The following is a 7,941-nucleotide window of genomic DNA, read 5'->3' on the forward strand; positions in this document are numbered from 1 at the left end:
AACCCGGACAAAGCCGAATGGGGCCAAGCGGCCATCGGTACTTACTCATCCGGTTTCACCCAAGGCACCGTCGGTGTGGGTGTGGATGCCTTCGGTCTGTACGCACTGCGTCTGGACGGCGGCAAAGGCCGCAGCGGCGCCGGTGGTATCGATTTCTTCAAGCAGGGCGACAGCGGCAACGCGGCGGATGACTTGTCCAAGTTCGGTGGCGCGGTCAAATTCCGTATCTCCAGCACCGTCCTGACCTACGGTGACCAGATGCCGGCCCTGCCGGTGCTGAACTACGACAACTCCCGCCTGCTGCCGGAAAGCTATACCGGCACCTTGATCACCTCCAAAGAGATCAAAGGCCTGGAGCTGAACGCCGGTCGCTTCACCGCTGAATCGCGCAAAAGCGCTGAAGGCCGTGACAGCGGTGGCTTGAAGTCGATCAATGTATTGGGCGGTAGCTACCAGTTCACTGAACAGTTCAAGGCAGCGCTGTACGCTTCCGACGTCGAAGACGTACTGAAGAAGCAATACGTGAACGCCAATTACGTGTTCCCGATTGCCAAGGATCAGTCCCTGACCCTGGACTTCAACGGCTATCGCACCAAGCTGGACAACTCCTACGTCCGGGAAAACGGTGTCACCGGCGACGACAACAAAATCTGGAGCCTGGCAGCGACCTTTGCCACCGGCCCGCACTCGTTCACCCTCGCCCACCAGCGCAGCACCGGCGACAGCAACCTGGGTTATGCCTACGGTGGCTATCAGCGCGGCCAGAACCGCGTCGGCGACGGCGGCAACACCATTTACCTGGCGAACTCCTACTGGTCCGACTTCAACGCCGAAGACGAACGCAGCTGGCAGCTGGGTTACGGTCTGGACTTCGGCGCCTTCGGCGTTCCGGGCCTGAGCTACAACGTGGCCTACGTGCGCGGCGACAACATCACCACTTCCACCAGTGAAGGCGGCACCGAGCGCGAGATCTTCAACCAGTTCAAGTACGTCGTGCAGAGTGGCCCGGCCAAAGACCTGAGCGTGAAGGTACGCAGCTCGATCCTGCGTGTGTCGCAGAAATCCAGCGAGTACAACGTCAGCGGCAACGAACTGCGCGTATTCGTGGATTACCCGATCAACATCTTCTGATGATCGGCTGAGTTGTTCAGACTCGATAAAAACCCTGACTGGTTCGGGGTTTTTTTTGCCTCATAACCATATAAAAACACCGAAAACGGCTGTTTTCGATCGTAAAAAGTCGAATTGAAGCTACTTCATCCTGCGTTTCAAGCAACGCTTGATATGCCTGAAATTCTTTCTCATGGGCCGTCAATCCGGCACCTACTAGATTAGGCCGCTTAATGCAGCGGAGACCTAGTAATGATCGTGTTGAACAGAGAAGTTGGTGAATCGCTACGGCGCGACAAGTATGTCAACGTCCAGGGAGCCGACTTCAACCTCTTCGGTCATTTTTCCGACTTCGTCAGACTGACCAAAAGTTGGGAAAACATGGAGCCGGACAGTTATTACGGCCAAGCCGATGCGGGCATGCGTTTTCGTCGCTACAGCGATTTTGAATACAACCCGGTCACCCGTGACTTGAAGCAATTGGAACACCGCGCCTACGTGCAATCGAAGGCCAACAACAGCTACGTCGGTGGACTGGAGCGGCACTTCCAGGACTTCTCTAATGAGGTCATTAATTCGCCGGTGATGCGCAGCCTGATCGATACGGATTTCGAGGTGTACAAACACGTATTGCCGCCGGAACTGCACGACGCAATTTGGCAATGCCAGATTCATCAGATCCGCATCGAGATCAAGCCGGGCAAGCAACTGGAAATCACCCCGGAAGGTATTCATTGCGACGGTTATCCGTTCAGCGGTGTGCATTTCTGGGGTCGCAACAATGTGGACGGGGCGGAGAGCCGTTTGTATTCGGCCCAAGAGGAACAGCTGGCGGCAACGACCTATCTGGAAATCCTCGACACCACCTACTTCCTCGATCGCGAGATGCGTCACTACGTGACACCGGCGCGCAACACCCATGCTCACGAAATGGCCTATCGGCAGATTCTGGCCATTTCCTTCTCGCGGCCCGGGACCGCTTTCGACATTGTTCGCTGAACAGTTCGACCCCATGATGAACATCACCGAGTGCTCTGCACCGGTGATGCTGCGACGCGCGACGGCCAAGGATGCCCAACGCCTGGAGCGCTTCTTTCGGCAATTCGAAGAAGTGTCTTTCTGTGAATGGCAGGACGCCAAATGCCTGCGCGGTGTGCTGGAGCAGAAAACCACCACCGCGTTCCTCGCACTCGATGTCGGTGGCGAAGTGGTCGGCGCGGTGTTGGGCGGCATGCTTGGTAGCCGTGGCACCATCAATCACCTGGCGGTGAGCACGTTGTATCGCAGCCAGGGCGTCGGTCAACGTCTGGTGGAAGCGGCCTCGGYGGACATGAAACGGGTGGGTGTGCTGCGGATGTTCCTGTTCGTCGACGATGCTAACCTTGCCGGCAAACGCTTTTGGAGTGCCCAGGGCTTTTGTGAGCCGCGCGGCGAAACTACCTTTGAGAGGGACCTATGAATGAGACGTCCAGCAGCCAGCCGCTGATGGTCGAGCCCCAGCCCTCGCGCACGTTTGCTGAAGCCAGCCCGGTGGTTGCGGGCTACTTCACGGTGTCGTTTGTGTTCGGTCTGATGGCCGTCAATGCCGGGATGCCCGTGTGGCTGCCGGTCGCGATGTGCCTGTTCGTCTACGCCGGTGCCTCACAGTTCGCCGCCCTGGCGTTGATCTCCAGCGGTGCGTCGCTGACCACCATTATCCTCACCACGTTTCTGATCAATGCGCGGCACATGCTGATGTCGGTCTATATGGCCAAGGCCCTGCAAGCGCTGGGGCTCAGTCGTCTGGAACGCTGGTGTTATGCCGGTGGGCTGACCGATGAATCGTTCGCCTTCCACAGCGTCAAACTGGGCAAGGGCTCGCCGGTCAATGTGCGTTACCTGATCGGCTTCAATCTGTATTGCCACACCTCGTGGGTACTCGGCGGTTTGCTGGGGGCGATCTGCGCGCAGTACGCGGCGCACCTGATCAAATATCAGCTCGACTATGCACTGACCGCGATGATGCTCTACGTGCTGGTATCGCTCTGCAACACCCGCAACAAACTGATCGCCGCACTGGCCGCGGTCGCTTGCATGGGTGCACTGAGCCTGATTGGCAACTCACCCTTCAACGTATTCATCGCCACATTCGTGGGCTGCGGAGTGGGTGTATGCCTGACCAAACGTTCCTGATCCTGGTCGTCGCGCTGATGATGGCCGTGACATTCCTGCCACGCGCGTTGCCGCTGCAGGTGAACACCGATCATTGGCCACCTCTGGTCGCCCGGGCGCTGGAATACCTGCCGGTGGCGATCGTGGCTGCCATCAGCCTCACGCCCCTGTTGATCAAGGATCAGCATGTGCAGCTCGATCGCCCGGAATTTTATGCAGCCATTCCGACGTTGTTATGTGCGTATTTCAGCAAAAATCTCTTTCTCTCCGTTGCGGTGGGAACGGCTGCGTACATTGCGCTCGGCTCGTTCATGTAACGGCAGATCGACCACTTCATTCAAGGCCTGACCCGACAACTCGGGATTATTGATCGCCAGCCGCACTTCGAGGGAGTCCTCGAACCCCGGGAAAATGGTCAGGCCGTTACGCAGGGCCGCCTCACGGGAAACCATGCCCAGTCCGTCCATTTGCGTGATCAACGATAGGGTCAGGGTTTCACTGCAGGAATAGATCATCCGCTTGCCTGACTCGTAGTTGCCAAGGCCTGCGTCGAGAAATCGCAAGAAGCTGTGGGAATACGGACAGTCGTCGGCCGGCCGAACCTGAAATTTATTGCCAAGCAGCACCAGCGGGTCGTTTTCCTGACCGCAATGAGCACCGACCACCTGCACTTGCACATCGGGCAGGGCAATGCTGGGCAACCCCGGCTGTTGCGGCCCGATCAGCACGGCCAGGTCGAAGTCCTCATTCTTCAACTTGCTGAGGTTTTCCATCGACTCGGCGTAGCTGAATTCCAGCTGATAATCAGCAAACACCTCGATGAGGCGTTCGATCATTCGCCGGTTGAAGTCGGCCGAGAGCGTGGTGTTAAGCGCAACCTTGAGCGTGCGCTGCCCGGGCACCTTGAGCGCGGCGACTTTCTCTTCCAGCTGCCGCGTGGCGACCAACACTTTGTCCATGTAGGGCGTGAGCTCCGTGCCCTGTGTGGTCAGGGTCAGCCCCTTGTTGGAGCGACGAAACAACCGAAAACCGAACTGCTCTTCGACCTTGTTCAACTGCGCGGCCAATGCCTGCACGGTCAAAAAGGAATGCTCTGCCGCCGCCGACAACGAGCCGGTCTGCACGATGCGCATGAGGTTGCGTAAGGTTCTGCTATCCATTTGGGTAATGCCCTCTAAAGTGGGCTGGCTATTGTTGTGTACCTTGCCGCCCGGTGGGCGTGGGTCGCGTGCTGGCTATGATCCTGCACCAGAGCATGCTTGTCCCGAGTTTAGTAGCGAAATGATTCTGCGTCCGATGGCTGGAGGCTTGCACAGGATCGAGATTTTTGTTGGAGGGGAGATGATCGGGGTCAAGAAAGTGGCCCGGATGGGGGAGGTGTGGGCGTTTTTTGGCTGCTTGTTTTATCAACGAAACCTTTTCCCAAGGCAAAAAAAAAGCAGCCTGATCAGGCTGCTTTCATGAAAAAGGTGCTTGATATTGTGCTCCCTCAAGCAGGGGAGAAGAGGTCTCACCAGGCGTCGATTTCCAAGTCATCAACGAGGTCCCTCCGCCGACTATTGCCACTTGGAGGCAGTCGGTTTCGCGCTCTCGATTTAATTCTCTGCCCCTATAGTGGGGGTGTCAACGTGTGTGTCGGACCGTATGTCGGCGTCTTTTCAGGCTGCGGAAAAGCCCAACACCGCCGCACCGTTCAATGGCCAGTCGGCATTGAGCTACATGCTTCATCTGGATTCTAACTGGCGTCAATCAACGCTCGTTCTTCCAACCAACTCTCCTGAACAAACTGATCCGTAATCGCATAAATCCCATGCCCAACACCGGATAAGCCGCCGACGTTGCACCGGAAAATGCTTGGTTCCGCTTTGCAGTCATTTCGCTGACTTGCGCCCTGTGCGATCCCGTTCCGATGAACAGAAAGTAGCCAGGTGTATTAGGGCGTGGGTTTATTGCATCACGAGCGGCTTTGAGTGCCAGGAGCAGTTGATTGCCGTCGTCGGAGGGAATCGCGTGCTGCACTTCGTCGATGATCAGCACCAAATCTGTTTTCGCTTGGTCGACCACCTCTTTTTATGGATACGCCATAATTATTGGCCAGCCATAATTTAGCATAAAGGTTAAGATCTGGCCTGAGTGCGGACTCATTACACCACGTCACTAATGATGTTCCCGCCCCCACCTTTATCCCCCCTAACCAACCTCCTACATTGAGCTCCACCCACCTACCCATTCATCCCGAAGGGCAGGTCACTGGAGACTCATCATGCCTTTTGTCAGCGTACGCATTACCCGCGATGGTGTTACCTCGGAGCAGAAAGCTCAGGTGATCGCCGAAATCACTGAAACCCTGGAACGCGTCCTCAACAAACGCCCGGACCTGACCCACATCGTGATCGAGGAAGTCGACACCGATAACTGGGGCTATGCCGGTATCACCACCACCCAGTACCGCAAGCAACTGGCTGAGGCGGAGGGGCAGTCATGACCGCCTCCGTCACCATCGATTTCATTTCCGATGTGGTGTGCCCGTGGTGCGCCTTGGGTGCAACGGCGCTGGAGCAAGCGATCGAGAACATGGCGGGTGAAGTCTCGGTCGAGCTGACTTTCAAGCCTTTCGAACTGAACCCCGACATGCCGGCCGAAGGCGAGAACGCGGTTGCGCACTTGATGCGCAAGTATGGGCGCAGCGCCGAGGACGTCGCCGCCGGTAAAGCGATGCAGATCGCTCGTGGCGAGGCCATCGGGTTCAAGTTCGATCTGGAGAAGCGCACCCACTTCCATAACACCTTCGATGCTCACCGATTGCTGTTGTGGGCGTTGCAGGAAGGGCGTCAGGTCGCACTCAAGAAAGCCCTGCTGCGTGCTTATTTCACCGACGGCCAGAACCCGAACGATCGCGAGACGCTGGTTCGGCTGGCGGCGCAAGTGGGATTGGATGCGGCGAGTGCGCGTGAGGTGTTGGTGTCCGGAGCGTTTGCCCAGGAAGTGCGTGAGCTTGAAGTGTTTTACCGCGAGCGCGGCATTAATTCGGTACCGGCCATGGTGCTGAACGGCCGTCACCTGGTGTCCGGTTCGCAATCGGTCGAGTACTACGAACAGATGTTGAGACAAATGGCGCAGGCGCCTGTTGAAGCCTGATTAATCACTTTTTCAAACCATCATTTATGAGTAGAGGTTCATCATGAGCAATTCGAAAAAAGTCATCGTAATTACTGGCGCCTCCCAAGGTCTCGGCGCAGGCATGGTCAAGGCTTTCCGTGATCTCGATTACAAGGTTGTCGCCACCTCGCGTTCGATCAAACCGTCCACCGACCCGGACATCCTTACCGTGGCGGGCGACATCGGCGACCCGGCGGTCGCTCAGCAAGTCATTCGTGAAGCGATCGCACGTTTTGGCCGCATCGACACCCTGGTCAACAACGCCGGGATCTTCGTCGCCAAGCCGTTCACTGCTTACACCCCTGAAGACTATGCCGCGGTGCTGTCGGTGAACTTGAATGGTTTCTTCTACATCACCCAACTTGCGATCACCGAGATGGAGAAGCAGGGCAAAGGCCACGTCGTCAACATCACCACCAGCCTGGTGGACCACGCCATTGACGGTGTGCCATCGGTACTGGCTTCGTTGACCAAAGGTGGCTTGAACGCGGCGACCAAATCACTGGCCATCGAGTACGCCAAGCGCGGGATTCGAGTGAATGCGGTTAGCCCCGGCATCATCAAAACGCCGATGCACGGAGAGGAAACCCATGAAGCGCTGGGGAGTTTGCATCCGGTTGGGCACATGGGCGAGATCAGCGATATTGCTCAGGCTGTTGTGTATCTGGACAGCGCCAACTTTGTCACCGGGGAAATTCTGCACGTTGATGGCGGGCAGAGTGCGGGTCACTAAGACCTGTTTTCTAAACATCAGAAACAACAAAGCCCTCGCGTTTTTGCGAGGGCTTTGTTTTGTATGGTGCACGCTTTACCAGCACGTGCATCATCCGAAGATCGTCCCTTAGCCAACCCGCCAAGTCTGATAACTCCAGGTACTGAGCGGTGCGTCATTGCGCCCGAAAAGTCTAAATCCATCCTGTTGTTTCTACGATGGTTAAGAGTTCATTTGCTGAAGTCGTGCTGCAGCCGGCTCTGGCATGGCCGCCAGGGAACTAAACTATTTATATCTCTATAGAAGATGTCTCTACAGAGGTAAGGAGGTGTCAAATGGCCATTCGTGATACCTATCAGGAAATTGAACAGACCCTGGGTCTGGTTCCGGAGTGGATCAAGCAGATGCCGGAAGGCGGCGCGATCGGATTCTGGGGCGTAGCCCGGGATTTCTGGCTGGCAGATACCAAGATTCCTAATAAGTACAAGGAGTTGATAGGTCTGGCGGTATCCGGGGCGACCCGTTGCAAGTATTGCGCTCTGTTCCATACCGAAGCCGCGCGCCTGTTTGGCGCGAGCGACGAGGAAATTTCCGAAGCCAGCTTTATGGGCTCGCTGACCATGATGGGCAGCACCTTTATTAACGCCCAGCAGATCGACTACGAGCAGTTCCGGCAGGAAACGCTGAGTATCGTCCGGTATGTCAAAGATCACTCGCAACCCAAAGCCGCATAAGCCGTTGCGAGAACCTGCCCTTCGCCAGCTGACGAAGGATAAGTTGATTGCAATCACCAGCGGTGGTCCCAGGAC

General features: G+C 56.6%; 10 protein-coding genes and 1 pseudogene. 9 read left to right on the plus strand and 2 right to left on the minus strand.

From position 1 onward, the window contains the following. The 5 genes from AC1DLB_RS14460 to AC1DLB_RS14480 all read left to right on the plus strand — a co-directional run. A partial coding sequence (locus AC1DLB_RS14460) for an OprD family outer membrane porin (RefSeq protein ID WP_477785170.1) occupies window positions 1-1,131 on the plus strand: 1,131 nt, incomplete at its 5' end. 231 nt (window positions 1,132-1,362) lie between these two features. Next, window positions 1,363-2,109: a 2OG-Fe dioxygenase family protein gene (locus AC1DLB_RS14465; protein ID WP_018929285.1), complete on the plus strand. Its 747-nt coding sequence runs from the start codon at window positions 1,363-1,365 to the stop codon at window positions 2,107-2,109. A gap of 46 nt (window positions 2,110-2,155) precedes the next feature. Further along, a complete protein-coding gene (locus AC1DLB_RS14470) occupies window positions 2,156-2,569 on the plus strand; it encodes a GNAT family N-acetyltransferase (protein ID WP_477785171.1) in 414 nt (137 codons plus the stop codon). Then, complete coding sequence (locus AC1DLB_RS14475; RefSeq protein ID WP_018929283.1) at window positions 2,566-3,282, plus strand: AzlC family ABC transporter permease; 717 nt, start codon at window positions 2,566-2,568, stop codon at window positions 3,280-3,282. Before AC1DLB_RS14470 ends, AC1DLB_RS14475 begins: the two co-directional genes overlap by 4 nt. Further along, on the plus strand, window positions 3,261-3,578 hold the full coding sequence (locus AC1DLB_RS14480) for an AzlD domain-containing protein (RefSeq protein WP_007939492.1): 318 nt from the start codon (window positions 3,261-3,263) through the stop codon (window positions 3,576-3,578). The genes AC1DLB_RS14475 and AC1DLB_RS14480 overlap by 22 nt, the downstream gene beginning before the upstream one ends. Here the strand turns inward: AC1DLB_RS14480 and AC1DLB_RS14485 are convergent. Further along, complete coding sequence (locus AC1DLB_RS14485; RefSeq protein WP_477744115.1) at window positions 3,495-4,421, minus strand: LysR family transcriptional regulator; 927 nt, start codon at window positions 4,419-4,421, stop codon at window positions 3,495-3,497. The genes AC1DLB_RS14480 and AC1DLB_RS14485 overlap by 84 nt on opposite strands. A gap of 655 nt (window positions 4,422-5,076) precedes the next feature. Beyond that, window positions 5,077-5,328: pseudogene (locus tag AC1DLB_RS14490) on the minus strand (ATP-binding protein); the annotation flags it as partial. A 196-nt stretch (window positions 5,329-5,524) separates the two neighbouring features. On the opposite strand from AC1DLB_RS14490, the gene AC1DLB_RS14495 reads away from it, so the two are divergent. The 4 genes from AC1DLB_RS14495 to AC1DLB_RS14510 all read left to right on the plus strand — a co-directional run bounded on the left by AC1DLB_RS14495 (window position 5,525) and on the right by AC1DLB_RS14510 (window position 7,866). Then, window positions 5,525-5,746 (plus strand): tautomerase family protein, encoded by a 222-nt coding sequence (locus AC1DLB_RS14495; protein WP_007939483.1) that lies wholly within the window; start codon window positions 5,525-5,527, stop codon window positions 5,744-5,746. After that, a complete protein-coding gene (locus AC1DLB_RS14500) occupies window positions 5,743-6,399 on the plus strand; it encodes a DsbA family oxidoreductase (RefSeq protein WP_477744116.1) in 657 nt (218 codons plus the stop codon). The genes AC1DLB_RS14495 and AC1DLB_RS14500 overlap by 4 nt, the downstream gene beginning before the upstream one ends. Window positions 6,400-6,442: 43 nt before the next feature. After that, window positions 6,443-7,153, plus strand: a complete 711-nt coding sequence (locus tag AC1DLB_RS14505; RefSeq protein ID WP_064615873.1) for an SDR family NAD(P)-dependent oxidoreductase — start codon at window positions 6,443-6,445, stop codon at window positions 7,151-7,153. Between the two features lie 314 nt (window positions 7,154-7,467). After that, window positions 7,468-7,866: a carboxymuconolactone decarboxylase family protein gene (locus tag AC1DLB_RS14510; protein ID WP_007939479.1), complete on the plus strand. Its 399-nt coding sequence runs from the start codon at window positions 7,468-7,470 to the stop codon at window positions 7,864-7,866. Window positions 7,867-7,941 lie beyond the last annotated feature (75 nt).

Source organism: Pseudomonas sp. 05N434 (assembly GCF_056396965.1).